Annotated in this window: 27 protein-coding genes; 14 read left to right on the top strand and 13 right to left on the bottom strand. The window is 55.1% G+C overall.

The window, feature by feature from the left end; genetic code table 11:
• Positions 1-25 precede the first annotated feature (25 nt).
• Together purD and SYNCC9902_RS02770 are read left to right on the top strand one after the other, a co-directional pair.
• Positions 26-1,333, top strand: coding sequence for a phosphoribosylamine--glycine ligase (gene purD / locus SYNCC9902_RS02775; protein ID WP_011359366.1), 1,308 nt, complete (start codon positions 26-28; stop codon positions 1,331-1,333).
• Positions 1,330-3,420, top strand: coding sequence for a HAMP domain-containing sensor histidine kinase (locus tag SYNCC9902_RS02770; RefSeq protein ID WP_011359365.1), 2,091 nt, complete (start codon positions 1,330-1,332; stop codon positions 3,418-3,420). The genes purD and SYNCC9902_RS02770 overlap by 4 nt, the downstream gene beginning before the upstream one ends.
• Before the next feature lie 40 nt (positions 3,421-3,460).
• Here SYNCC9902_RS02770 and kaiC read toward each other — a convergent pair whose 3' ends face one another.
• The 3 genes from kaiC to SYNCC9902_RS02755 form a co-directional block, all read right to left on the bottom strand.
• The gene (gene kaiC, locus SYNCC9902_RS02765; RefSeq protein WP_011359364.1) at positions 3,461-4,999 is read right to left on the bottom strand and encodes a circadian clock protein KaiC; all 1,539 of its coding nucleotides are present in this window, start codon (positions 4,997-4,999) and stop codon (positions 3,461-3,463) included.
• A gap of 65 nt (positions 5,000-5,064) precedes the next feature.
• Complete coding sequence (gene kaiB / locus SYNCC9902_RS02760) at positions 5,065-5,427, bottom strand: circadian clock protein KaiB (RefSeq protein WP_011359363.1); 363 nt, start codon at positions 5,425-5,427, stop codon at positions 5,065-5,067.
• On the bottom strand, positions 5,424-6,302 hold the full coding sequence (locus SYNCC9902_RS02755) for a circadian clock protein KaiA (protein WP_011359362.1): 879 nt from the start codon (positions 6,300-6,302) through the stop codon (positions 5,424-5,426). The genes kaiB and SYNCC9902_RS02755 overlap by 4 nt, the downstream gene beginning before the upstream one ends.
• 131 nt (positions 6,303-6,433) lie before the next feature.
• On the opposite strand from SYNCC9902_RS02755, the gene rplU reads away from it, so the two are divergent.
• Positions 6,434-6,811, top strand: coding sequence for a 50S ribosomal protein L21 (gene rplU / locus SYNCC9902_RS02750; protein ID WP_011359361.1), 378 nt, complete (start codon positions 6,434-6,436; stop codon positions 6,809-6,811).
• Between the two features lie 41 nt (positions 6,812-6,852).
• A complete protein-coding gene (gene rpmA / locus SYNCC9902_RS02745) occupies positions 6,853-7,119 on the top strand; it encodes a 50S ribosomal protein L27 (protein ID WP_011359360.1) in 267 nt (88 codons plus the stop codon).
• 94 nt (positions 7,120-7,213) lie between these two features.
• Here rpmA and SYNCC9902_RS02740 read toward each other — a convergent pair whose 3' ends face one another.
• Positions 7,214-7,966 (bottom strand): class I SAM-dependent methyltransferase, encoded by a 753-nt coding sequence (locus SYNCC9902_RS02740; protein ID WP_011359359.1) that lies wholly within the window; start codon positions 7,964-7,966, stop codon positions 7,214-7,216.
• 65 nt (positions 7,967-8,031) lie between these two features.
• Here SYNCC9902_RS02740 and truB point away from each other — a divergent pair, with 65 nt between their 5' ends.
• Both truB and SYNCC9902_RS02730 read left to right on the top strand, forming a co-directional pair.
• On the top strand, positions 8,032-8,940 hold the full coding sequence (gene truB, locus SYNCC9902_RS02735; protein WP_011359358.1) for a tRNA pseudouridine(55) synthase TruB: 909 nt from the start codon (positions 8,032-8,034) through the stop codon (positions 8,938-8,940).
• 60 nt (positions 8,941-9,000) lie between these two features.
• The gene (locus tag SYNCC9902_RS02730; RefSeq protein ID WP_011359357.1) at positions 9,001-9,747 is read left to right on the top strand and encodes a YebC/PmpR family DNA-binding transcriptional regulator; all 747 of its coding nucleotides are present in this window, start codon (positions 9,001-9,003) and stop codon (positions 9,745-9,747) included.
• A gap of 1,084 nt (positions 9,748-10,831) precedes the next feature.
• Here SYNCC9902_RS02730 and SYNCC9902_RS02715 read toward each other — a convergent pair.
• Positions 10,832-11,011, bottom strand: a complete 180-nt coding sequence (locus SYNCC9902_RS02715; protein ID WP_232179251.1) for a hypothetical protein — start codon at positions 11,009-11,011, stop codon at positions 10,832-10,834.
• Positions 11,012-11,597: 586 nt separating this feature from the next.
• Between SYNCC9902_RS02715 and SYNCC9902_RS12360 the strand changes: the two genes are divergently transcribed.
• Complete coding sequence (locus tag SYNCC9902_RS12360; protein ID WP_041424828.1) at positions 11,598-11,852, top strand: hypothetical protein; 255 nt, start codon at positions 11,598-11,600, stop codon at positions 11,850-11,852.
• Here SYNCC9902_RS12360 and SYNCC9902_RS02705 read toward each other — a convergent pair whose 3' ends face one another.
• Positions 11,853-12,167: a DUF3288 family protein gene (locus tag SYNCC9902_RS02705; protein ID WP_011359354.1), complete on the bottom strand. Its 315-nt coding sequence runs from the start codon at positions 12,165-12,167 to the stop codon at positions 11,853-11,855.
• Between the two features lie 801 nt (positions 12,168-12,968).
• Between SYNCC9902_RS02705 and SYNCC9902_RS02700 the strand changes: the two genes are divergently transcribed.
• From SYNCC9902_RS02700 to SYNCC9902_RS11960, 3 genes are all read left to right on the top strand, one after another.
• A complete protein-coding gene (locus SYNCC9902_RS02700) occupies positions 12,969-13,166 on the top strand; it encodes a hypothetical protein (RefSeq protein ID WP_011359353.1) in 198 nt (65 codons plus the stop codon).
• 70 nt (positions 13,167-13,236) lie between these two features.
• Positions 13,237-13,452: a Nif11-like leader peptide family natural product precursor gene (locus SYNCC9902_RS02695; RefSeq protein ID WP_041424826.1), complete on the top strand. Its 216-nt coding sequence runs from the start codon at positions 13,237-13,239 to the stop codon at positions 13,450-13,452.
• An 88-nt stretch (positions 13,453-13,540) separates the two neighbouring features.
• Positions 13,541-13,714, top strand: a complete 174-nt coding sequence (locus SYNCC9902_RS11960; RefSeq protein WP_011359351.1) for a Nif11 family protein — start codon at positions 13,541-13,543, stop codon at positions 13,712-13,714.
• Positions 13,715-13,726: 12 nt separating this feature from the next.
• Here SYNCC9902_RS11960 and SYNCC9902_RS02690 read toward each other — a convergent pair whose 3' ends face one another.
• From SYNCC9902_RS02690 to SYNCC9902_RS02680, 3 genes are read right to left on the bottom strand one after another with little or no spacing between them, the layout of a single operon-like run.
• Positions 13,727-13,990: a hypothetical protein gene (locus SYNCC9902_RS02690; RefSeq protein ID WP_011359350.1), complete on the bottom strand. Its 264-nt coding sequence runs from the start codon at positions 13,988-13,990 to the stop codon at positions 13,727-13,729.
• 27 nt (positions 13,991-14,017) lie between these two features.
• Positions 14,018-14,797, bottom strand: coding sequence for a glucosamine-6-phosphate deaminase (locus tag SYNCC9902_RS02685; protein WP_011359349.1), 780 nt, complete (start codon positions 14,795-14,797; stop codon positions 14,018-14,020).
• A 15-nt stretch (positions 14,798-14,812) separates the two neighbouring features.
• Positions 14,813-16,282 carry a SpoIID/LytB domain-containing protein gene (locus SYNCC9902_RS02680; RefSeq protein WP_011359348.1) on the bottom strand — a complete coding sequence of 490 codons (1,470 nt, stop codon included), beginning with the start codon at positions 16,280-16,282 and terminating at the stop codon, positions 14,813-14,815.
• A 42-nt stretch (positions 16,283-16,324) separates the two neighbouring features.
• On the opposite strand from SYNCC9902_RS02680, the gene rnz reads away from it, so the two are divergent.
• Both rnz and psbV read left to right on the top strand, forming a co-directional pair.
• Entirely contained in the window at positions 16,325-17,284 is a 960-nt protein-coding gene (gene rnz / locus SYNCC9902_RS02675; protein ID WP_011359347.1) for a ribonuclease Z, read from the top strand.
• A gap of 74 nt (positions 17,285-17,358) precedes the next feature.
• A complete protein-coding gene (psbV, locus tag SYNCC9902_RS02670; protein ID WP_011359346.1) occupies positions 17,359-17,871 on the top strand; it encodes a photosystem II cytochrome c-550 in 513 nt (170 codons plus the stop codon).
• A gap of 268 nt (positions 17,872-18,139) precedes the next feature.
• Here the strand turns inward: psbV and SYNCC9902_RS02665 are convergent, their stop codons facing one another.
• The 4 genes from SYNCC9902_RS02665 to serA form a co-directional block, all read right to left on the bottom strand.
• Entirely contained in the window at positions 18,140-18,529 is a 390-nt protein-coding gene (locus SYNCC9902_RS02665) for a hypothetical protein (RefSeq protein ID WP_011359345.1), read from the bottom strand.
• Positions 18,530-18,632: 103 nt separating this feature from the next.
• A complete protein-coding gene (locus SYNCC9902_RS02660; RefSeq protein ID WP_006043345.1) occupies positions 18,633-18,932 on the bottom strand; it encodes a ferredoxin in 300 nt (99 codons plus the stop codon).
• 154 nt (positions 18,933-19,086) lie between these two features.
• Positions 19,087-19,974, bottom strand: coding sequence for a 50S ribosomal protein L11 methyltransferase (prmA, locus tag SYNCC9902_RS02655; protein WP_011359344.1), 888 nt, complete (start codon positions 19,972-19,974; stop codon positions 19,087-19,089).
• Positions 19,974-21,560, bottom strand: coding sequence for a phosphoglycerate dehydrogenase (gene serA, locus SYNCC9902_RS02650; RefSeq protein ID WP_011359343.1), 1,587 nt, complete (start codon positions 21,558-21,560; stop codon positions 19,974-19,976). Before serA ends, prmA begins: the two co-directional genes overlap by 1 nt.
• A 103-nt stretch (positions 21,561-21,663) precedes the next feature.
• Between serA and SYNCC9902_RS02645 the strand changes: the two genes are divergently transcribed.
• The gene (locus SYNCC9902_RS02645; protein WP_011359342.1) at positions 21,664-22,164 is read left to right on the top strand and encodes a hypothetical protein; all 501 of its coding nucleotides are present in this window, start codon (positions 21,664-21,666) and stop codon (positions 22,162-22,164) included.
• Complete coding sequence (locus tag SYNCC9902_RS02640) at positions 22,161-22,946, top strand: photosystem II S4 domain protein (protein ID WP_011359341.1); 786 nt, start codon at positions 22,161-22,163, stop codon at positions 22,944-22,946. Before SYNCC9902_RS02645 ends, SYNCC9902_RS02640 begins: the two co-directional genes overlap by 4 nt.
• Positions 22,947-23,001 lie beyond the last annotated feature (55 nt).

Below are 23,001 nucleotides of genomic sequence, written 5' to 3'. Positions count from 1 at the left end.
GGCTCGCCCCATTCCTTCCGTGGACATGGCCATCTCATCAACCCGTCCCCAAGCTCTACCACCACTGAGGCGGGTTCTCATCGTGGGCGGCGGCGGCCGAGAGCAAGCCCTGGCCTGGGCCTTGAGCCGCAACGAAACGATCACAACGGTGTGGGTTGCACCTGGGAATGGTGGTCCTGAGGGGCAGGCCATCGACATCGCCGAAACCGACAGCGATGCGCTGGTGGCCTTTTGTCGCCAGGAAAATGTCGACCTGGTCGTGGTGGGGCCAGAAGCACCCCTCGCCGCCGGAGTCGGCGATGCGCTTCGTTCCGCTGACATCGCCGTTTTCGGACCAGACGCTGCAGGTGCCCAGCTCGAAGCCAGCAAGGCCTGGGCCAAGCAATTGATGCAGGAGGCCGCTGTTCCCACAGCTGGTCACTGGTCAGTTCACAGCGAAGACGAAGCCTTAGCCGTTTTGCAGAAGGTCAATCGCCCTTTAGTGGTGAAAGCCGATGGATTAGCAGCTGGCAAAGGGGTCACGGTGGCCGACACCGTGACCGAAGCAGAAGCCGCCATTCGAGAGGCCTTCCAGGGGCGCTTTGGCGACGCCGGGGCTCACCTGGTGCTGGAGGAACGACTCGAAGGCCCGGAGGTTTCAGTGTTTGCCCTCTGTGATGGCGAACGCATGGTTCTTCTTCCCCCAGCCCAAGATCACAAACGGCTTCAAGAGGGCGATCAGGGACCCAACACGGGAGGGATGGGCGCCTACGCCCCAGCACCACTTCTGGATCAAGACGCACTTCTGGAGGTTGAAGCATTGGTGCTTCAACCCACTCTGAAAGCCTTGAGAGAACGCGGGATCGACTACCGCGGCGTGATTTATGCCGGTTTGATGCTTACGGCAACCGGTCCACAGGTGATCGAATTCAACTGCCGATTCGGCGATCCCGAATGCCAAACCTTGATGCCCCTAATGGGACCCGAATTGGGTGCTGTGCTGCAGGCCTGTGCGCTGGGCCGCTTGGATCTCGCCCCAACTTTGACCATTTCGACGCGATGCAGCGCCTGCGTCGTCGCGGCAGCAGAGGGCTATCCCAACGCTCCACGCAAGGGTGATGCCATCCATTCCACCCATCAGATGAACGACACCCATCAGCTATTTCACGCAGGTACGGCACGGCAGCCTGACGGGAGTCTCACGACGTCCGGAGGACGAGTGCTCGCTGTGGTGGCCCAGGGAGACGATTTTGATGCCGCCTTTGCTGCTGCTTATTCCGGCATAGCTGGTATCAACTTCCCTGGAATCACTTACCGTCGCGATATCGGGCATCAGGTGCGCTCAAACCAATGAGCAGCGAGAGCGGAGCAGTTATCGCCGACTGGGCTTTACCTCCAAACGGTGGTCCCCCCACCGATGACAACACACTGTGGAAGCGCATCGCAGCGTGGTGGGCTGAGTTCACGCTCCAAACCAAATTGCTGGCGGTGGCCACCTTGGTGGTGAGCCTGATGATGACCGGCATCACCTTTTTTGCTTTAGCCGGCATCCAACGGGATGCCGCCATGAACGACACCCGCTATGCCAGGGATCTGGGCTTGCTCCTTGCTGGGAACGTCACGGAGCTCGTGGCGGATGGCCAAGACCGTGAGCTTGCCAACGTTGCCGAGAAATTTTGGCGCTCAAGCCGAAGCGTTCGCTACATCTTTTTTGCCGACCCCGAAGGCGTTATCTACTTAGGGATTCCGATCAGCGCGACGCCCAACGGAGAAGACGGTGAGCTCCGCCTAAACCGAAGGCTTGAACTACCCGATGAGCTGAGGCGGCGCCCCCAAAATCCTCTCGTCCGTCAGCACCTAACCCCGCAAGGGACAGTGACCGATGTATTCGTGCCGTTAATTCGCAGCGGAACGTATTACGGGGTCCTGGGACTGGGCGTGAACCCCAACGAAACAGCCCTGGCCAGTGCTGCGTTAACCCGCGAAGTCACCGTGGCGGTGTTTATTTCTATTTGGGTGCTGGTGATTCTTGGCGCGGTCTTCAATGCCCTCACAATTACCCGTCCGGTGAAAGAGCTACTCCGCGGGGTCCGCTCCGTGGCCTCCGGTGATTTCCAAGCCCGCGTGGACCTCCCCATGGGTGGTGAACTAGGTGAATTGCTCACTGGGTTCAATGCAATGGCCTCCCAGCTGGAGGCCTACGACGAAGCGAACATCGAGGAACTCACTGCTGCCCAGGTGAAGCAACAGTCGCTCATCGCGACCATGGCTGATGGAGCGATTCTGCTGGATGCCACGGGACGCATCGTTCTGGCTAATCCGACCTCGCGACGCCTATTTCGCTGGGAAGGCCGCAGTCTTGAAGGGCAGGAATTGGTGGAGGAGCTACCGGAATTACTTTCCATCGAAGTCCACAGCGCTCTGGATGCCCTCCTGTTCAGCAGCTCGGACAGTGAAGACCTGCGCTGCAGTGTGGGCGAACCCGCCCGGACCCTCCGGATCGTGATGCAAGCCGTGCGCGATGCCAGTGGAGAAAGCCTGAAGGGCATCGCCGTCACCATTCAAGATCTCACCCGTGAGGTGGAGCTCAATGCAGCGCAAAGCCGTTTCATCAGCAATGTCTCGCACGAGTTGCGGACCCCGCTGTTCAACATCAAGAGCTACGTCGAAACCCTGCACGACCTCGGAGACCAACTCACCGAAGACGAAAAAAAAGAATTTCTCGGCGTAGCCAACGACGAAACGGATCGATTAACTCGCTTGGTCAACGATGTTCTCGACTTATCCCGACTGGAATCAGGCCGAACCGTTCAGTTCGAAACGATGAACTTGCGGCCCGCCATGGAGCAAACCCTGCGGACCTACCGACTCAATGCTGAGGACAAAACGGTTGAACTCGAATTAGATGTGGCGCCTGATCTGCCCGACGTTCTCGGCAATTGGGATCTACTTCTACAAGTGTTCGACAATTTGGTGGGCAATGCACTCAAGTTCAGTCGCCCGGGTGGGATCCTGAGCATGCGTGCTTACGTTTGGCCAGATACGTGCCGGGTCGAAGCCCCAATCAGCACGAAGAGTGAGGGCCCCACTTGCACCCTTACCTCCCCATTGCCGAGACTTCGTGTCGAGATAGCAGACACTGGCTATGGAATCAGTGCTCAAGATCAGCAACGCATTTTCGACCGCTTTTATCGCGTCGAAAATGCCGTTCATACCGAAGTTGGCACGGGGCTTGGACTTTCTATTGTCCGTGGAATTCTTGATAAACATGGCGCCCAAGTGTCCATGGTTAGTGAATTGGATGTGGGCACCACATTCTGGTTTGAACTCCCACTCGAACAGGCGGATCGAGATGAACTCGCGCTCCAAGCGGAGCGCCGATCGATCAGCGCCGCAAGTGATGACGGCAACATCGAATCAGTCGCCGTTGGAAGCGATTAAAAATCTCATCCGACTAACTGAGCACAACTCAACAAGTGGGTCAGTCGTCTGAAGAGACACTCCTCGCGATCCGCGATAATTCGCTGCGCTCATCGGTGGAGACGCGATGGGGCACACCTGAAATAATTCGTTCAAAGTTGGAGAAAGAATCTTTGATCTGTGGACCGTTTCCAGTGATCACGAATTCGCGAATACCTTTGTCGTGCCAGGAGCCTCGCATCTTGAACACATTGAGGGCACGGGCCATTTCACCGCGAATCTCTACATACTGAAGCAACAGAATAGTGTCAGTAATCGTGGAGATATGGGAGTCAGTGATCGAATGACTTCCCATAAACTCCTCAGATGTGTTGGTGAAAAAGCCTGCAATCTCTTCCTGTTTTGCATAGCCAGTAACACCAATCACGAATTGACGAAATGCATTATGGCTAACACCACGAGCCAAAGCAGATAACGAATCAATGGCCATTCTCGATGGCTTGAACTCACTTATTTCAGTTTTTATGATCTGAAGATGATCTTCTAACCCTGTAGATTCGGGATACGCACAAATAATCTTGAGTAGACCGTCCTGCTCCATTTGTTCAAAATCAATCCCCCAGCTGGTGCCATTCCGCATCAACTGTGCGCGGGACTCTTCATAGGCAAAAAGAATGGCGCGTTCCTTATTGCGGCAAGCATCCTCAATAAACTTGGACACCAACATCGTCTTGCCAGTGCCCGTTGCGCCGGTGGCCAAGATGATCGAGTCTTTAAAGAAACCACCACCGCACATTTCATCCAAGCGGGGCACACCGGAGCTCACCCGCACGTTGGATGACCGTTGGGTGAGTCGCATCGCACCCAAGGGGAAAATGCTGATGCCGTGGGCGCCCATCGTGAATGGGAACTCCCCTTTCATATGCGTGGTGCCACGCAATTTGAGGATCTCCACCGTGCGTCGTCGCCGCTCCCCCTCCAACACGTTGCGGAGAATCACGACATTGTCGGAAACGAACTCTTCCACGCCATAGCGAGCGATGGGTCCGTACTCATCAATGCGTTCAGTGGTCATCACCGTAGTGACACCAATTTCCTTCAGCCGAGCAATCAGTCGGAAAATTTCACGACGCACCACAAAAACGGCGTCGTACTGCTGAAACACCGCAGTAATGGAGTCGATGACAACCCGCTTCGCTTTGTATTTGCGAATCGCATAATTGATTCGCTCAATCAGACCCGAGAGATCAAAGCTGCCGGCCACATCCTGACCATCGGGATCAGGAGAGGCATCCAAAATGAACAGTTTGTCTTGTTCAACCATCTCCTGGAGATTCCATCCGAAGCTGGCCGCATTGCGCAGGATGTCGAGCGGTGATTCTTCGAAGGTGACGAAAATACCCGGCTCTTCGAAATGCTTAATTCCGTTATGGAGGAAGTGAAGCGATAACACCGTTTTACCGCTGCCGGACGTTCCGCTGATCAGGGTGCTTCGACCAATTGGAAGTCCACCGTGACAAACATCATCAAAGCCCTCAATTCCCGTTGCGAGCTTTTGTACCTGCATTTGTGACTGACCGCTAGCGGGAGGAAATTGCATGACCAAGACCTATGAACAAACCGTAGTGAGAAGCCACTTGTCGAGCTTGAGGAACACCATCTCGCTTAAGAATCCGACGTGGCTGGAGCGCTCTCTTCATCCGAGTCGTCGAGAAAGCTCGACGTCAACATGTTGTCCGACAACTCGTCGTACAACAGATCCAACCCGATCAAAACCCTTTCACGATCAGACAAGTCGCCAATAATGCGGCGGACCGGTGGCGGCAAAATCTTGGCCAACGTCGGAGTGGCCAAGATTTTGTCGTCCTCCGCTAATTGTGGGTTCTTCAGCACATCAATCACCTTGAGTGCATAAACACCACGGAATTCGGTTTCGAGAATGTTGCGCAGTGTTTTTAGCGCTCGCATTGAATTTGGAGTGTTTCCTGCGACGTACAGCTTCAGGATGTAGGTCTTTCGTGGACTCATAACAACTCCTCAGAGGACATGGGCTGATCGACTGCGACGGATAGACGGTTTGACGCCTCACTCGGCAAGGGAATATCAGGAGGGATCGAACGTCTGTACATCTCACACAAATGCGCCATGACATCAAGGAGCGCAAGGCGGTAATCCTGAAGAAAGTCGTTTTTGTGACCTTCTAGGCGCAACTTCTTCCAATATTCATCAATCAAGTTCACGTGAATTTCCACCGTGCGCGTAATCGGCAAATCGCTGAAGAAAGCCGTATTCACAAAACTCTCGAGAGCCTGATTCGCGGCAGCTGGATCGCCGAAGTAGCTCAGTAGTAAATCCCGATAGGTGCGATGCAGGGATTCGATTAATTCGCGGCGCTCATCAGGAGCGAGGCTGTTGAGAAAACGGGATGGATCCCGCTTGTAGAACACACCCAGATAACCGAGCCGTTCTTGCAAGCGGCGGGACAAGCTGCCCACAGCTTTGGTGGCCGTATCTTCTTGCCGGCCATCAGCACGGCCCTGGCGCAAAAATCGTGAAATCGCCGCATCAACGTTGTACCCCAGTTGTGCGAGTTGATCCTCTGGGAGATGCAACTCCTCCTGGTGATAGTCCACATGACCTTTCACCTCGCCAACGATGACGGCAGGAAACAGGAGACCTGCTTTCAACAAATCCTCCCGCGCTTCGCTGTCGAGCAAATTTTGCTCAACAACAACCGCATCAAAATCGTTGTGCCGAGGCGCCAACGTGGTCGCAAGACCTTCGTTTTCGCCAACAGACAACACCACCGATTCATAACGATTGGCTGGCAACCATTGACGACAGGTGTCCACCAAAGCGGAGGAACTCAGCAAGAGAGCAACAGTGAGGGCCGGCCGGGCCATCCGACGAATTGGATCAATGGGTGCCTGAATCTTGACGAGGGGAGGGGCTAGGGCCGAAGATCTTTGTTTGTCTTTCGATTGCGGATCAGGCCCAATCGGTTCCGTCCGAGCCTGACCGCGTCTTTTAACCAATGGCTGACACGAAACCTGCCGCAAAAGCTGCCCCGGAAACCAGCGATGCCTACGCCATCGTTGAGGCTTCCGGCACACAGATTTGGCTTCAAACAAACCGGTATTACGACCTGGATCGGCTTCAGGCCGATGTGGATGAAACCCTGAAGTTGGACAACGTCCTGCTGGTGAAGGATTCCAAGGGCACCACGCTTGGACAGCCCTATGTGAAAGACGCCAGTGTTGAGCTGAAGGTGATGGCCCACCGCCGCGGCCCCAAGGTGATCGTTTACAAAATGCGCCCGAAAAAGAAAACACGGCGCAAGAATGGTCATCGTCAGGAACTCACCCGAGTGATGGTCCAGTCCATCTCCGTAGGCGGCAAAGCCATCGGCTAAACGCTTCGAACCTTTAACCCTCCGTCTTCCATTTTTTCCCCATGGCTCATAAGAAAGGCACAGGCTCCACAAGAAACGGCCGCGATTCCAATTCCAAACGGCTTGGCGTCAAGGCCTTCGGCGGTGAGTCCGTCACCGCTGGATCCATCCTGATTCGCCAGCGCGGCACATCCGTCTTGCCAGGCGTCAACGTTGGCAAGGGAAAGGACGACACACTGTTTGCCCTAACCGATGGTTTCGTGAAATTCGAAAGCATTAAGCGGGGCCTGCGCAACCGCAAACGCATCAACATCACCGCTGCCGTCTGAAAATCAGCTCTTTGGCTGATTGCATTTCAAACAACAAAAGCCCTGGTTCACCATCGTGACCGGGGCTTTTCTTAATGCCAATGCATCCCTCGATTTAAATCTTTTCGTACAACCTGGCAGTGATTAATAAAGGGTGAAACACCTCAAGAAACTGTCCCTGCAAGGTGCGAAAGAAACAATCGACGAGCGATGGCTCATCGAAATGAAAGGGATATTCACCGTTGTGCCCTTTGAAGAAATACCAATTCAAAAGCGCAATGGCGTTCGGGGCCATCCGTTGGTGAAACTCACGCAATTGCGCCGATGGATCCGGCAAATGCTCCAGAACATCCAGACAGACCACAGCGTCAAAAGACACATCACCAGTACTGCCAAGATCCCGATGCACGGAGAGCTTGTGGCTGAGTCCCATCGCCTCGGCGCGTTGTTGAACAAAAACCTGATTGTGCGGGTTTAGATCCACAAACCAAACGTGATCCACCGTTGGCAACGCTGCAGCTGAGAGAGCATGGGTTCCAATGCCGCCACCAAAGTCGAGAACCTGGCCCCGTGCTGCCATTCCCTGCAATCTCAAGGTGTCTGCGATGTAGTCGGCACTGGAGAGGTGCCATGCCGCCAGCTCAAGCAGATGGCCCGTGCCTACCTTGTCTTCATAGAATTCTGTCGCATCCTCAGGGCGGAACGCGCCAGGGTGGAGATCGGCCAAATCATCCGTGCTGCTGGGTAAACGCGTCTCTAGTTCCTCCAACGACAAGGAGAGATATCGGGCGAGGTGGGCCTTCACCTGCAAAGCATCCTTCAAAAAGCCGTCCACGTTCACATCACGGCTGCTGCGGAGCTCTTGCATGGGATTGCTGGTCCTCTGTCGTCTTAGATGCAACAGTCTGAGCTCACGACCTCCACCTCCCTGCGATGCCCCCCTTGGACGGTCCCTTTGGCTTTGTGGTCATCGACAAACCCGCCGGGCTGACCTCCCACGCCTGCGTGAGTCGAATGCGCCGAAGCTATGGCCTCCGGCGCGTGGGCCATGGCGGCACCCTCGATCCAGCCGTCACCGGCGTTTTACCCATTGCCCTGGGCCCAGCAACGCGTCTACTGCCCTACTTACCAGGCGAAAAAACGTATCAGGGCTCGATTCAACTGGGCACTCGCAGCAGCAGTGATGACCTTCAAGGCGAGATCTTGGAGACCCAGCCATGGCCGGAACTCAGCAACCAAGGTTGTCTCGAGGCACTTGCCCCTTTCCGTGGAACGATCCAACAACGTCCACCGCAGGTTTCGGCCGTCCATGTGGACGGGGAACGGGCCCACGCAAGAGCTCGTCGCGGCGAATCGATGGACCTAGCCGCAAAAACAGTCACCATCGAACGACTCAACCTGCTCGATTGGGATCCAACCTCGGGTCGCCTCCGGATCGAGGTGCACTGCACAGCAGGAACCTATATCCGAGCACTTGCCCGCGATCTCGGGGATGCGTTGGGCTGCGGTGGCTGTTTGGCAGATCTCACTCGCACCCAAGCCCTGGGCTTTCACATAGCGCAAGCCCATCCCTTGCCGGAATCCGATAGCAATCTGGAGTTGCCCGAACCCTTATCACCCTTAGAAGCCTTGCAAACGCTTCCAAAACGCACGCTCACGGATAGCGAGGAATTCGACTGGCGCTGTGGCCGGCGGCTCAGCGTGGGGGAAACCCTGCAGGGAAACGTGAAGGATGGCGATGCGGTGGTGGTCTGCAAGGCCGATGGCAGCATTGCTGGAATGGGGTTAGCCGAGGCGAACCAGCAACTACGGCCCAAGGTGGTATTCGACGCGGCGGGGTAATGCCACAGGTTGACCAAGCCTGAGTACCCTCCGAATAACTGACATCCCTGCTTCGACCCGATGGCTGGCCACAGCAAATGGTCACAGATCAAGCGCACCAAAGCGGTGGTTGATTCCAAGCGCGGGGCGCTATTTACCCGCCTTGGACGAGAGATCATGGTGGCCGCAAGAGCTGGGAGCGACCCGGCTGGCAATTTTCAACTGCGAACCGCGATCAACAAGGCCCGTGCGGCAGCGATGCCGGCTTCCAACATTGATCGAGCGATCGCCAAGGGATCAGGCCAAGGCGGGGAAGGAGCTCAACTCGAGGACGTCCGCTACGAGGGATACGGCCCTGGCGGTATGGCCGTGATGGTTGAAGCCCTTACCGACAATCGCAACCGCACGGCAGCAGATTTAAGGCTTGCCTTCAGCAAAAACGGCGGAAACCTCGGCGAGAACGGATGCGTGGCCTACCTCTTCGAACATCGCAGCGAGGTGAGTATTAAAACGGAGGCCGGTAGCGAAGAGCGCTTATTGGAGAGCCTGCTCGATCTTGATGCCGATGGCTACGAGTTGAACGATGAAACAACGGCCACCATTTTTGGACCATTTGCAGGCCTTGAAGCCCTGCAAGATGGCTTGCGTCAGCAAGGGTGGGATGTCAAAGAGTGGGGGCACCAATGGGCCACCACCACCAACGTTTCGATTAGCGATCCCGCTACTGCCCAGAGTTGCCTGAACCTGCTGGATGCCCTGGAAAGCCTCGATGATGTGCGGAGCGTTAGCGCCAATCTGGAGCTAGATACAAAGCTTGAGATCAACTGAAAATTCAGCATCAGTAGGCTGAAATAACCATTTTCAATTGCTCTTTAATTCGACCATTACCCAAGACAAGTCTCGGCAAAGTTTAGACACTTTTACAGACATAAATACATCCCGACGTTAAAATTACTAGATCAACAAAACTAAAAAATAATCCCATCAATTTCTTTTTGATAGTCCACACTCTCGTTCGCCGAAACATATTCATGCAGACATGCCAGACAACTGAAACAACGACACGAGTGATAGTACCGACATAGAAAAAGGCCGTGCAATTCAATAGTCAGCACCGATACGACCATCCCAACAGAGAATGGCGGGCTCTTTTTCTTATCCAAAAACAGAATCCCTATCACCTTAGTGCGTCGACAAGTCTTTAAATTTTTACGTCTACAAGATCTAAAACTTTCCTCCTGATCAATACAAAAAATCGATCCAATGAGTATCCCGCCAATAGTGTTGAAATAGACCCAAGCAAAAACTCAGCAATCGACAAAAGCTTATATGAGAACACAAACTGACTTGAAGCCATCTCAGCCAAAATCCTATCGATTCCCATATCAAAGACTGCAATAACAGCAGCACACAACATCACAATAGACAGGTAAAAAAGCGTCTTGACATTTCCTCGTCATCCATACTGATCAACAACCTACTAATCCCGATTTGCATATTCGCTAGCAGAAAAAAGATGGCCGATATCGCTAAATGATATACATCCTTCTGGAGATACACTTCAGCAATTTCAATGGCAATATTTGCACCTATTGCCACCCAAAGAAGCCATCGCAATACGACAAGAATCGATGCAAGCAAATCCTTGAATATTGATTTTCTTTGCACGTAGGTTTAATTTTGCTAATGACTAACATTACTCTAGATTGGAACATTAAAAGCAGAATTGCACTATTTAGCCATACTGCAGATGAGCTGGTCGTCCAACCTAGCCATAAGGGGCTTTGTGAGCACAACCAGAGCTGCTGATTCTTGATATCTAAGTCCAGCCAGATTCGTTGATACCCCCTGCCAACTCACATGCACCAACCAAACAAGTGAGTCATGCACGACAATATTGATAAATGCGCGATCATCGAAAGGCTTCAACAATCGAGGAAATAAAGCCGCGTCCCCTCTGCAACAACTGCTGGAGAACAGTTAGCCGTTGGAATCCAGCGGGTCGTTCCAACACCGAAGGCTGAAGCGCTGGACCAGAAGAGTGATATCCATCAAAGGCTGACAAGGCATCTTGGGCTCCCTGTAGGTGCATTTGCAATGCACGAGGATTGACGTTAGGGCTATGGCTGGACTGGGAGCGATTGCGCGTGAAAGACATGATCCGCACTCTTAACTCCTTCCTTTCTGCTCGATCCGCAAACAATAGACAAGAGCAATGTGATACTTCTTTAGATCAAACTAAAACAGTCCCATCGCGAAGATGCAAATCTTCTCGACCACATAACAAAACAATGACTATCACCATTGCGATCCAAATACTGATCAAGCATCAAGATGCAATCCAACTCAAAATGCATGAAGCCGCCAAATCCAGGGCCTAGGAATTAAATATGATGATCATTGCTTGATTTATACAAATAAGGGAGGCCGCCCCTCCCGGATGGAAGAGACGGCCTATCTCGCTCGTTTGTTCATGTCGCTACCCACTGTTCAGTGAAGCTGGTTCCGTGAAGCGTTAGTGGCTTAATCGAACAACAGTGAACTGAAAGAAAGTGAACTGAAAGAAGAAGAAGAGCGAAGCGACTGGCTTGGTGGCAAACCCTGGGGCCATTGCTACCAGGTGTGAAACCTCGTTTCCTTCAAGGGCACCTCAACGATGCGGAGGAAACTCGACTGGGTTGACGCTCTGCTTTGTCGCGCCAGACGAACGGTTCACGGATGGGTTGAAAGTTGGAGCAGGGGCCAGAAAAGTCAGCGTGCTTCTAGTGCTTGCTCAGGTGGAGTTTCGGCCGTCATGGGCTCCTCCGATTTCGATGCCCATACTTTTGCCCAGTACGGCTCCTTTGCCATCGGTGTTAAGGCGCATTGCCCTCTCAAGCAAAACCTCCGACAGTGGAAACAGCGTGCTTGGCGATGGTCGAGGGCGTTGTTGATCAACTGTCGCGATCGTCCACATCAGCTCCGGAGCCAACCTCCGCGTCAAGCTTCTGCCCAGGACGCCAACCACTGGACCAAATCTCACGGCATTTTGCATTTAGGCCGCTGCGATCCAACCCCCAAGAGGAGATCACTTTGCCGAGGTCTTGCTTGATGTCGTCCGCTCCAGGGAAATCGCCATAGCGCATCAACAATCGCCCAGCAGTCGTTAGGTGCTCTGGCCCTGGGTCGCCCTGATGTCCTAAAAGAGCATCCACTTCATCGCGATCTGTGGCGTACAGAGGATGAGTCTGCAGTGAGTCGTCGCTCATTTGTTCAGCGTCTTGATTCAAGAAACAACGCAATCCAGTCTGAAACTTGGATATGTCGAACAATCAAGGTATGAGCATTAATAGATGCGCCACACCGGAAAAAACGAGATAACGAGTTCGACAGATTGAGGAAACATGAACTCAAGGAACGACAAGATCATTCCACTGATGCTGCATACGAGCATTCACGATGATTCTCCATGTCTCTGCATCAACTGCCAAAACCTACGGAAGGTGATCGAGCGCAATGCTCGTGCTCAGCCTCCGATTCCTAATGCAGCTTGATCGTTATGGACGCTGGCTAACGCAGCGCTCTCGTCCACGCCTGTTTCTCAAGGCGAGCCAGTAGCCACGTTCGAGAGAGGTCAATTTTGGATTGGCTTCATTGACAACTTCGTGGGCGCGCTGCTTAGCCGCATCCATGAATCGTTCAGTCTTGTCGCGTGATTCCACAGTTGGAGCCCACGTAGTGATTTAAAAGTTAGTAATGGCTCTGCGATATGCCAACTGATAACCGGAATCCCTCACCTCACTAACGGCATTGATCGAACCAACACTTCCAAGCCAAAGGGGTTAGCGGCCATCGTCCATCCCGCGACGAACCAAGACCTGAGTGAGCCAGAGAAGCCCGATAAAACCCGCCGCCACCCAAATCAGATTCATCCTGAAATACGTGCTCGCTTGTTCAGACGAGCCAGATATCAACGATGCTGACAGGCGGCCAGGTCCTCAACGGGCGGCCAACAGCGACCAAGCGCTAAATCGTGTAGTTTTGTAACGCAACGATCGCTGCCGCGGCCCATGACCATCGACAACCGCTGCCGCGAGCAACAAAAAGTTGCTGATCGAATGTTCATGGATTTCAAATACACGGCTCCGGGCTCGACAGAGCAGTTACAGGCTCTCAAAACCCTCAGCTTTCTTCTAGGGATGTGGGGAGACTTTCTGGGACATGAGGTCAAACGCATGGACGCCGCGTCATCCCTTACATCTGTCTGATCACCGCAACAAACTTGATTAGTTGAGCGAAGATGTGTTTCTGATTTTTCTCATCCGTCGTTAGTGCTGCATGGCTCTTGACCAGCTGAAGGCCTTTCTCCTCAAAATGCAAAACGATGCGTCGCTGAAGCAAAACGTGCTGTCGGCATCAACGGCGGACGATGTCGCAAAAATCGGCAGCTCGATCGGTTTCGAGTTCTCTGGTGACGAATTACTCCGTTTCTCTGGGAAAAAAGTGGGTCGTGTCACCGTGTCGAAGCAAGAGACTCCAGGCGAGTACAACTAATTAAGTCAGCAAATCAGCACCAAACCTTTTGTTAGCGAACCCCAACAGACCACCTGGCTAGGCCGGTGGGGTCCCATCTGGAGTCGCTATGTCGATGAAGCAATTGGTGTCGTTCATGTCTCGAGTGCAAAGCAACGACTCGCTGCGCTCCGAAATCCAACACTGCGGTGATGACAACAGCTGTGTCTTGAAGGTGGCCGCGAAACATGGCCACAAATTTTCTTCAGCGAGCTTGTCCCGCTGGCAGCGAGACCATCACTAAAGAACGCATGCGTCAATCCGTCTGAGGGGTTGACTCCGATCCACCGGCTGCCCGTCGCCGAATCACTTCCGCCAACATTTCAAGTTTGGCGTTCTCAGATTCGGTGGCGCGGTTGGCCATCCAGGCACTCGCGGCTTTTTGCTGAGCGACTTGCTGAACCAAAGCCAAGGCCATCTCACGCAACTGCTCAAGATCCCTGCAATCGTTAATGAGCCGTGTGAGTTTTTCCACTTCAAAGCTCTGTTCGAGCGGTCGCTCGACCGGATCAATCGTCATATCAGCCCTAAGCAGCGTTGCGTGAGGCTAAGGAGGATCCATGGCATCGGCGTCAGCCCAAAGCCATACACAGGGGTGATTCAACAACCAGCTTGCGGGCAAGCCTGGCTGAGGCGCTGGCAACGTCAACAGTCGCTTGAGGATGTCAGCTTTGGCAGCGCCCGTTACCACTAAGTGAATTTCATCCGCCGCCAAAATTTCTTGGAGGCCAAGGGTGATCGCCTGAGCAGGTACCGCCGCAGGATCTCCTCCAAACAGCGCTGAATTCTGTCGCCGGGTGGCATCTGATAAGTCCACCACGTGACAAGACTGATCAGCCGTCGTGGGGGGCTCGTTGAAACCCACATGGCCGTTGTTTCCCAAGCCCAAAAGTTGCACCCCCACTCCACCGCATGCATTCAACTCAGCGGCATAGGCCTGCGCAGCACCGTGAGCATCGGCAGCGCCTCCACTGGGAAGATGCAGTGTCTCAGGCGGCAGCTGCAATGGCTCGCCGAGATGTCGACTCATATAAGTGCTGTATCGGCGGGGATCTCCAGTCGGCAAACCCAAATACTCGTCCAAATTGAAGCTGGACCATCGCTGTCGCAGCTCATCCAGATCCGGAGCAGACCAGAGCATGAGGCGCTGAACAAGGGCTGCATACAGCGGCTCCATGGTTCGTCCAGTCGCCAATCCCAGGGGCCTTCTCAGGGCCAAAGGCATCGAAAGCCATTGACGCAAATGGGTTTCAAGGCGCTGGGCTAATCGATCACAACAATCCGCAGCGCTGTCGTACCGCTGAAGCTGGCGGGGGAACCGCAACACGGGGGCATCCGATGGTCAACCCCACCAGCCTGACGCCGGATGGGGCTGCCAAGCGAGGGCTGGGTCGTAGTGCGATTTAAAGGGGAGCACATCTGCTCCTCGGTAGTAATGGCTCAAAATTGTGCGGAAATCGGCCCCCTGCTCCGCCAGCCCATGGGCACCCCATTGGCTCATCCCTACGCCGTGGCCATACCCCTGACCCCGCACTAAAAGCTGTAATCCACCCACCGCAATACCCCGACGCTCGTTGGAACGGGACGCTCGAAAGCGGAACGATCGTGAGCGCATCGGACTCGACAGCACCGGCGGCAGCGGCGGCGGCGCTACCAAGAACGAGGTTGAAGGGAAAGAGCTGGTTGTTGTCGACCGAGCGACGGATGCTGTGATGCGGTCAATCCGGGATCTCGATCCCATGGATGAAGCCGAACGACGGGCCAAAACGGTGGAAGATTGGAACGGCTTTGCCGAGTCAGCAGACACCATCTCAAAGGTCACCAACGTGCTTTTCAAGCCCAAACGCTGACGCAACTCGCGTCCGGTCAGCACAAGGGATCCGCGAGGTCCTTCCAGCCTGGCCTGTCGCACACGACCACTCGCACTCCGACTTGTGACATCAACCCGGTTCACGCCGCCAGTTTCAGGAAGGCGTTGACGCAAGCCCGAAGAAGCAAAGCGTTCCTGCCAACGATGGACCGGACTGTGTTGGTCATGGTCTGGGACGCTCACGAGATAAGGGAGCTGTTGACTCCAGACCATCCCGCTGGATTCAGTGACGCCACCAGAACTGCTGTGAAACACCGCATTAATCAATTTGCCGCGATGGACCAGCACCAACGAACGGGTCTCAGCCACCGCCTGGCGGGTACTGGCGGTTTCAGCTTCAACACCCCGGTACACCTGACTCGCGACGCTGGCCTTCACATCCCATCCACCTCCGCGACTGCGCTGCCGAAGGGCATAGGTCCGAGCAGCAACGGCTTGGGCCTTCAAAGCGGCCAAGGGCCAATGGTGGGGCATCTCACTCCCCACCACGCTGGTGAGGTACGTCTCAACACCAAGCGCATTCACAACCCGCAAACGCCCTCCCCGACAGCTGATCTGAAATTCACCCCGATAGCGACGGGAGTCCAACCAGATCCCCCGAGGGTCATCGTTTTGCACTGTCAAAACGGTGCCTGAAGCCAAGCGGCGACGGTTCCCATCCAAAACGGCTATGAAGCTCCCACCGGCTTGTTCCAACTGCAGCCGTCGAAGCCGTCGCACACCTCCACCCAAGCCACGCACCTGCATCCACTGCGTTTTGTCAGCCCTGAGCAGCAGCTTTGGTCCCTCATGTAACAGGACCCGCATCTGAGGCTCCCGTTCCATCGGCATCGCGTGCTGAGCGGAACCGAACAGAGCCGCTGTCGCAAATCCCGCCAGGACAACTGAAGCGATCCGCACCATGCGCAACCAAAGGCGTTTCAGTGTGCCGCCTCTTGCCATGTCCAGCCAGATGTCAGCATGAAGAACTGAGAACCGACGACCTTGCAGGTCACCTTTCTGGGAACAAGTTCTGGCGTTCCCACTCGGGCACGCAACGTTTCGGCTGTAGCGCTGCGACTGCCACAGCGCTCGGAGATGTGGCTATTCGACTGTGGCGAGGGAACCCAGCATCAGTTTCTGCGGAGCGAACTTCGGCTCTCGCAGCTCAGACGGGTCTTCGTGACCCATATGCACGGCGATCACGTGTTCGGCCTTCCAGGCCTTCTGGCCAGCCTTGGCTTAGCTGGCAACAGCAACGAAGGCGTCGACCTCTACGGCCCTGATCCTCTCGAGAGCTATCTCAACGGCGTACTGCGCACCAGCTCCACCCGGATCGGCTACCCCCTCAAAGTGCACCGCGTTCACGACTGCGCGGAGAACGGAACCCTGGTGTATGAAGACGACGATCTGATGGTGCGCTGCACACCGCTCACCCATCGCGTTCCGGCCTACGCCTATCGGGTGGACCAAAAACCCTTAGCGGGACGATTCGATATCGCCAAGGCCAAAGACCTACAAATCCCTCCCGGTCCCATCTACGCCCAGCTCAAGCGGGGAGACACCGTCACCCTCGAAGACGGGCGCGTCATCGACGGCACAACCCTCTGCGGTCCAGAGAGGCCTGGAGTGAGCGTTGTGTATTGCACCGACACGGTGTTCTGCGAAGCAGCGGTCGACCTTGCCCAAGGCGCCGATTTACTGATTCACGAATCGACCTTTGCTCACCAAGAATCAGAGATGGCTTATCAAAAACAGCATTCCACGAGCACGATGGCGGCCCAAACGGCGGCGGAAGCCAACGTTGGGCAACTCGTCCTCACCCACCTGAGCCCCCGCTACGCCCCCGGCAATGCCGTAACGCCAGAAGACCTTTTAAAGGAAGCCCAAGCGATCTTCCCAAACACCTGTCTGGCAAAGGATTTCCTCACTTTGGAGGTAAAACCGCGCTGCAACAGTTTGTGATCCGGCCTCAGGGAGCCTCGGCCCCGTGATACAAGAGCTGGGTGCGGTGAATCCGTCAGTCCCCGGCAACCTTCATGGTCTCTGTTTTCTCCTCTTTGCGGCAATCCTTCAAAGGACTCCTCGTTCTTGTACCGGTGTTGATCGGCTTGGCGTTTATTTCCCCTGCAGAAGCAGTGCAATGGGATGCCGAGACACTCACGGTTCCAGTGAATCCCGACGGCGCAGAGGTGACCTTCACAGATCGCGAGATCAATGCAGGACGAAAGGTCTTCAACACCAGCTGCGGCACGTGCCACGCCGGCGGAATCACGAAAACCAATCAAAACGTTGGCCTCGACCCAGAAACCTTGGCTTTGGCTACACCAGCCCGCGACAACGTCGATGCGTTGGTGGATTACATGAAGGATCCCACCTCTTACGACGGTGAATACAGCATTTCCGACGTTCACCCCAGCATGCGCAGTGCTGAGCTGTACCCAGCAATGCGCGATCTCGACGACGAAGACCTGCGCCTGATGGCCGGATACATCCTTGTATCCCCGAAAGTGCAAGGGTCGTCATGGGGTGGCGGCAAGATTTATTTCTAGGAATCAACCCAATTAACCCGATTTAAGTATCCAGATCGATTGAATTAAAACAACAAAGCCGGCTTTAGGGCCGGTTTTTTAATATCAACTTTTTTTCAACCAGGCAGATAATACCGAGGGCGCAACCAACCGAGAAAACAGACACCAGCTACTCAGCTCAAAATTCTTTCCAACAGCGAACATTCAACATTTTTGATTTATACTTGCAGAACATTTAATTCATAAGCAAATCATCTAAATAGCAAAAACTCAATAACGCGAGAAAGGCTCAATGATCAATCAACGCCTCTAAGTTCGGCTCAATATTGTCTGGCTCCATCGAGCGAGGGTGACGGCTGTACCACCACTCCTGCAATTCACGGACCAATCGGACGGAGAACAGGGTGAGCACCGTTGCAGTCGGACGCGACCCTGGCTGAAGCAACTCCACCGAGTACGACGGGCATCGGCGCGCCGCGAGATCTGGAACAAAACGTCTGCCCACCCGCCGCCAGCTGGGCTCCTTGCTCCTCCAGGCCAAGCGACAGCATGGCCAAGGCAGCTCTTCACGGTCGAACAATCGACAGCATGGGCCGATCACTCGAAAGCTGTACTGCCCCCCTGGACTGGTATGGATACTGCCGGGAGCCAGCAGATCGTGAACCTCTGGACGGCTCACGACGACTTAAAAGCAAGAGCACGAGCCATACAAAGCGGCCAAAAAACAAAAAACCACCCCCGTAGGGGTGGTTGAACCATCGTTCAAGGAACGAAGTGGTGGCTCAATAGAGCTCTTCTTCAGCGTGGGTCTTGATGGTGCAATCGGAGGTGGGGTAAGCCACGCAGGTCAGCACAAAGCCCGCTTCGATCTGATCGTCGTCCAGGAAGCTCTGGTCGGACTGATCAACGGTGCCGGCAGTGATTTTGCCAGCGCAGGTGGAGCAAGCGCCAGCGCGGCAGGAGTAAGGCAGGTCGATGCCTTGCTCTTCTGCTGCGTCGAGGATGTACTGATCATCAGGGACTTCGATGGTCTTGTTGAGACCTTCGCTCTCGCTGACCAGGGTGACCTTGTAGGAAGCCATTGATTGATAAATACGACAGGTTCCGGGAAATCCGGTCCTGCAGAACAGCACCTATCTACTGCAAATGAGGGGCGAAGCAGAGGGTTCGAGCCGTTCAGGGAGGCAGGACCAATCTGAGTGCGAGGTCCGATAAGCCTGGCTTATGACAAATGGCTCATGTGTGTCGAATCTCCAACAACCCCCAACGCCCTTGCGCCAACTCCTGAGTGACCTGCCAACCCTGGGTCGCGAGTACATCTTTGAGCCTCGGAGCTTGATCCACCAACAATCCACTTAGGAGCGCTCTCCCATTCGGAGCCATGAGACTTTCGAAACCGGGGGAGAGGGCCTCAATCACAGGGGCCAAGATGTTGCAAAGCAAGAGATCAGCTCGTCGGCCTGCCAGGAGGGTTTGAAGGGTCTCCACGGATCCCAGGGACACCTGCAACCGTTGCTCAGAGCATCGATTCAATGAACGATTCCCTTCCGTCGCGCGGATGGCCAAGGAATCGGTGTCTGCGGCTAACACCGCATCAGCACCCAGGCACAGGGATGCCAGCCCCAAAACACCGCTTCCACAGCCGAGATCAGCCACGAGTAAGCCCTGCGGAGGGCACGCCTCCAGGGCCTCCAAACAAAGGCGCGTCGTTGGGTGACTCCCGGTGCCAAAAGCGCTGCCTGGATCCATCCGAATCACAAGGCGGTCGGCATGTTCCTCAGGCACGTCTAACCACGCTGGAAGAATTAAAAGGCGTTGTCCCACTGGATCGGGTTGCCAGTGCTGCTTCCAGCTCAAACTCCAATCTTCATCAGCTACCTCGTCCCAAACACCTGAAGGGAAAGCCAAACCGAAGGGCTGCGATAGGGGCTCAAGACTGGCCAGCAATTGCTCTCGCTCAGCAACGGGCCACTCCGGTTGGGGCAACCAGACCAACAACGTTTTCTGGTGGGGGGTGTCTGGGGAATGCTGCAGCGCAAAGCGGTGCAGCCCCAAGTCATTCAGCTTCCAAGCCAGCGACTCCTCCAGCTCTGGAGGACAAGGCATCGACAATCGCCACCACATCAAAGGGTGACCGGATGGGCTTCCTGAATGCCGTCAATCGCTGTGATTTTCTGAAGCAAATCAGCCGGGATCGGGTCATCGATGCTGAGCACCATCACAGCATCACCACGAACAATTTTTCGCCCCACTTGCATGGAGGCGATGTTCACGTTGTGCTCCCCCATCATTGATCCCAAATGGCCAATGATTCCAGGCATATCGCGGTGACGGGTAAACAACATGTGCCTGCTGGGAGACACATTCACGGGGTACTCATCAATGCTCGTGATCCGTAATTCACCGTCGGCAAAAACAGCGCCAGTGACACAACGATCGCCCTGATCACCACGCGTCGTGATTTGCAGGGACCCCCCTGCGAAATCGCGGCTCGATTCGTCTTTGACTTCCAAAACCTGGATGCCCCGTGCTTTGGCTTCCAAAGAAGCATTCACAAAATTGATGCTGTCGCCGAGGGCTGCACTCAGCAGTCCTTTTAATGCGGCGATCACAAGAGGTTGAGAGGGATGACTCGCGAACTCACCTTGCAGGCGCAGCTCCATTTCCTTCACGTGCCCACCCGCCAACTGGCTCACGAGCAAACCAACGGTTTCAGAGAGCTGAAGGTGTGGCTTCAGCCGCTCCATAATTTCAGCGCTAAGGCCAGGGATATTCACAGCGCTGCGGGCCGGCAAGCCCAGCAACACATCCCTGATTTGCTCGGCCACATCGATCGCCACGTTTTCTTGGGCTTCTTCCGTGGATGCACCCAAGTGAGGCGTTAATACCAGCCCGCGTTCAACCGCACGCAACGGCGAATCTTCCGCCAAGGGCTCACTGGCGTACACATCGAGACCCGCCCCAGCAATCACTCCCTGGTTAATGGCTTCGGAGATAGCAGCTTCATCAACAACGCCACCACGGGCACAGTTCACGATGCGTGCTGTGGGCTTCATCGTGCGCAGCAAATCAGCATTCACCAAATTTTCTGTGTCCTTGGTGCGGGGGATATGCAACGTCACGTAGTCCGCCGTTCGAAAGAGCTCATCGAGCTCGATGAGCTTCACCTGCATTTGCTTGGCACGATCGGCAGCAATAAACGGGTCGTAAGCGATGACGTCCATCCCCATCGCTTGGGCCACCTTGGCGACGTGAGAGCCGATCTTGCCGAGACCCACCACTCCAAGGGTCTTCTTGTAGAGCTCATTACCGACATATTTTTTGCGGTCCCACTTCCCCGCACGCATTCCGGCATTCGCCTGGGGTACGTGGCGTGAAAGCGACAGCATCATCGCCAAGGCGTGCTCTGCCGCCGCGATGGTGTTGCCTTCGGGAGAGTTCACCACAAGAACACCCCGCTGCGTCGCTGCGGGGACATCAACGTTGTCGACCCCAACGCCAGCACGACCAATGATCTTGAGTCGGCCAGCAGCGGCAATCACCGTCGCTGTCACTTGAGTACCAGAACGGATCATCAATCCGTCGTACTCACCAATGATCCCCACCAGCTCGTCTTCGCTCAAACCGATCCGCTGATCGACTTGCGCCACCTGGTTGAGGATGTCCAAGCCGGCCTGATCAATCGGATCGGAAACCAGAACTTTCGTCATGAACGGGCGCAAAACTGCCTGCTCAAACTGTAGAGATCAACACCCACCCACCCCCCAATAACTAAGGACAGGGTTCAGAATTCAACTAACAAAATGTGAGCGAATGCCCGTCTGCGTGGTGGTGGTGTCCAACCAAAGGGCTGCTGAAGGGCTCAGCCAACAGCTCAAGGAGACCAAACTCCCGCTGACGACATGCATCACGCTGCCACCAGAGGGCGATGCCATCGATCAAGTGGAATTGCTTAGCCCAAACCTCACCCGCGCTCGACGGCAAAAGGCGATGGGGCGCTGGTTGATGCCCTTTGGATTTTTAGCGGGAGTCACGTTCACGCAGATCACCAACCTCACCACGTTTGCAAGCTTCGGGCCATGGGGTGAAATGTTGATCGGCGGTTTGATGGGGATGGGCTCTGGCTTGATGGGCAGCTATGCAGCGGCCGCCAGCGTGAATTCCGATAACGACGATGGCGTGCGCATCCTGCGTAACCGTCGAGAGGAAGGGAGCTGGCTTGTATTGCTCGAAACACCGAATGGGATCGAACCCCCATGGCAGGTGGTGCAACGCAGCAATCCTCAGCAGGTGGTGCGCCTCAACGACCTATGACCCTTTTGAAGGAGGAGCTCCTCACAGGAGCAGACGATCCGGCGGGGCTAAGACAACTAATCCAGCTGGCTGATCAAGTCGTGCGGACGTGGCAACCGGCGTGGAGCCCATTTCTTGATGCTCGACTTCAGGAAGAGGCACTTGAACGCCTGAGCAACTTGAGTGAAATTGGCTGGCATCGTGATGGGGGCTATCCGGGGGCCGAACGATGCAGATTCCTCTGCCAGCGACGCGACCCAATCGGAGATGCCGACACGTGTGCTCCCGTTCAAGGACTCCTTATTGAGGGAAACTTTCTGTTCGATCCCCTCAGTCCGGAAGACATTCGCAACGCCCTACAAGAGTTAGGAGCTGCACCGGATCAAATTGGAGACCTCTGGGTACGAGGCGACCGCGGTGGCCAGGGGCTTTGTACTCCAGAGAGCGCAGCAAGGCTCCATGAACAACGCGGTCGCGTGCGCGACGTTGAGATCCGGTGCGAGGCCCTACCCATTGAAGCGCTCCACTTACCAGCCCAACGCACCCCCAGAATCCTGCAAACCGTCGAGGCCTCCTGTCGGATTGATGCCATTGCATCCGCAGGCTTCGGCCTTTCGAGAGCCAAAATTGTCGGCCACATCAAAGCTGGGCGTCTGCGCGTGAACTGGCATGACGTGCGTCTGGCAAGTCGAGACGTGGGGGTCGGTGACCGGCTCCAGCTGCAAGACCGTGGGGCCCTTGAAGTGCTCTCGCTCACCCGGACAAAACGTGAGCGGTGGCGTGTCGAACTCAGGCGCAGTTAAGACGCACTCTGGCTGCTAATCTCCACTGCGATCAACGTGAACCAATCGTGGTTCG

The sequence above is a fragment of the Synechococcus sp. CC9902 genome (assembly GCF_000012505.1).
In the GTDB taxonomy this organism is placed as follows: Bacteria; Cyanobacteriota; Cyanobacteriia; order PCC-6307; family Cyanobiaceae; genus Parasynechococcus.
This window is presented reverse-complemented; position numbering and strand designations above follow the sequence as displayed.